The sequence below is a fragment of the Allomesorhizobium camelthorni genome (assembly GCF_011045125.1).
Classification (GTDB): Bacteria; Pseudomonadota; Alphaproteobacteria; order Rhizobiales; family Rhizobiaceae; genus Allomesorhizobium; species Allomesorhizobium camelthorni.
The window spans coordinates 1-2,340 of sequence record NZ_JAAKZF010000212.1 but is presented as its reverse complement, the minus strand read 5'-3'; the positions used below and the strand labels follow the sequence as shown (position 1 = coordinate 2,340).

Below are 2,340 nucleotides of genomic sequence, written 5' to 3'. Positions count from 1 at the left end.
CGCGGATTTCTTGCAATCCACCTATCGGCCGGTCGCCCGCATCGCGCGCGGCGGCGGTTCGCTGAAGCAGGCATGGAACGCCGCCCGAGCCGAATGCGATCCGAAATTCTCATCCTACGCGATCTACGAGCATTGCCTGCCTTTCAACGTGGCGCGGGCTTACGACGAGGCGCTGGGGATCGACACGCCCCGCATCTGGACGGCCGAGCGCGACCGCGAAATGTGGGACAGGCTGCAGGGCTAGGCTGCGCACCGGGAGGAAAGATGCCGCGCTACAGCTACGAACCTTTCGGCTACGCGCAGCCGCCGGAACTGTCCGGCAAGGCGGCACCTCGGCGTTATCCGGTAGCGATCGTCGGCGCCGGCCCGACCGGGCTGTCCCTGGCCATCGACCTGGCGCTTCGCGGTGTACCGTCGGTGGTGCTCGACGACAATGACGTGGTTTCGGTCGGTAGCCGGGCGATCTGCTGGGCCAAGCGGACGCTGGAGATCTTCGACCGGCTGGGCGTCAGCGAACGCATGGTCGAGAAGGGCGTGACATGGAAGATCGGGCGCGTCTTCCATGGTGACCGCGAGATCTACAGTTTCGACCTCCTGCCGGAAGGCGGCCATAAGATGCCGGCCTTCATCAATCTCCAGCAATATTATGTCGAGCAGTATCTGGTCGAGCGCGCCCGTGATTTCCCCGACCTGATCGATCTGCGCTTCAAGAACAAGGTCGCCAGGGTGGTCAAGTTGCCCGACGGCGCGGCGGCGAGCGTGGAGACGCCGGATGGGTCGTACAGGCTGGACGCGGACTATCTGCTCGCCTGCGACGGCGCGAAGTCAATCGTGCGTTCCGCGCTGGGGCTGGAGTTTGCAGGCAGGCTGTTCGAAGAGCGTTTCCTCATTGCCGACATCGAGCTGAATGCCGATTTCCCTTCGGAGCGGCGTTTCTGGTTCGAGCCGACCTTCCATGCCGGCCAATCGGCGCTGCTTCACAAGCAGCCGGACAACATCTACCGCATCGACCTGCAGCTCGGCTGGGACGCCGATCCGGAAAGGGAACGGCGGCCGGAGAACGTCAGGCCGCGCATCGAGCGTGTGCTCGGGCGTTCCGATTTCGATATCGACTGGGTCTCGGTCTATACATTCCAGTGCCGGCGGCTCGAGCGTTTCGTGCACGACCGCGTGATCTTCGTCGGCGACAGCGCGCATATTGTTTCGCCCTTCGGGGCTCGCGGCGGCAATGGCTGTGTCCAGGATGTCGATAATCTCGGCTGGAAGTTGGCCGCCGTCGTAAAGGGGCAGGCCGGGCAAAGCCTGATAGAGAGCTACAATGACGAGCGCGTCCGCGGCGCCGATGAAAACATCGCCCATTCCTCGCGCGCAACCAACTTCATGACGCCGAAATCCGTCATCGAAAAGATGCTGCGCGACGAGGTGCTCGATCTCGCCGCCGACATGGAATTCGCCCGCAAGCTGGTCAATTCGGGCCGGCTTTCCATGCCATGTTCGCTCGCCGGGCTGCCTTTGCAGACGCCGTCACCGGAAGCGGTTCTGGAGGCAGGATCGGCCTGCAAGGACGCGCCGCTCCGCCGCGACGGCGCCGACGTCTGGCTGCTCAATTTGTTGGGCGGGAGTTTCACCCTTCTCTCCTTCGGTGAGCATCCGCGGATCGAGGTGAATGAGATTCCGCATATCCATGTCGCTCGACCGGGCGAAGGGGAGTTGCAGGATATTTCCGGACTGGCGTTCGAACGATATGGCGATGGGCTGACCTATCTGCTCCGGCCCGATCAGCATGTGGCCGCGGCCTTCAGGATGCCGGACGCGGCTTCGATCAGAGCCGCGCACCAGCGCGCGCTGGCGAACGTCTCGATGGAGGCATGGCCATGACCGATCTCGGCAGCGACCGTTTGGGGCCCGCCGGCGATGTTTTTTACGCGGCGCTGCTCAAGGCGCATGAAGGTCTCTCGCCGGAGGACAGCGCCCGGCTCAATGCCCGGCTGGTGCTGATCCTCGCAAACCAGGTAGGGGACCGGAACGTTCTGCAGGCGGCGCTCGACAAAGCGACGGAGCGCTTCGCCAGCTAGCGATCGACGGAGTCGGTCGCGTATCGCTGACACGAAATTCGCTGCGCTGGGAAACGTCTACGGCCTTGTGCGCGAGCGCCTCGAGCCGCTCCGGCGCGCGTATAGCTCGGTGGACTCGCTGCTAGCCTCGAAAGCTGGGATCATGGGGGGTCTTCGCCACCCGTTGGTCAGGCAGTGTTGCCGGCCATACCACATTGCCCAACTTGAACAGTTGGAGGTGAACGGATGGCGAACACTGTCCGTTAAGCTATTGAATTCACTTGCA

Annotated in this window: 2 protein-coding genes and 1 pseudogene; all 3 read left to right on the top strand. The window is 63.4% G+C overall.

Annotated features, from left to right (window positions below; genetic code table 11):
• A pseudogene (locus G6N73_RS35325) lies at positions 1 to 244 on the top strand (MBL fold metallo-hydrolase); the annotation flags it as partial.
• A 20-nt stretch (positions 245 to 264) separates the two neighbouring features.
• Positions 265 to 1,878, top strand: coding sequence for an FAD-dependent oxidoreductase (locus G6N73_RS35320; RefSeq protein ID WP_165034486.1), 1,614 nt, complete (start codon positions 265 to 267; stop codon positions 1,876 to 1,878).
• Complete coding sequence (locus tag G6N73_RS35315; RefSeq protein ID WP_425484198.1) at positions 1,875 to 2,075, top strand: DUF2783 domain-containing protein; 201 nt, start codon at positions 1,875 to 1,877, stop codon at positions 2,073 to 2,075. Before G6N73_RS35320 ends, G6N73_RS35315 begins: the two co-directional genes overlap by 4 nt.
• Positions 2,076 to 2,340: the final 265 nt, after the last annotated feature.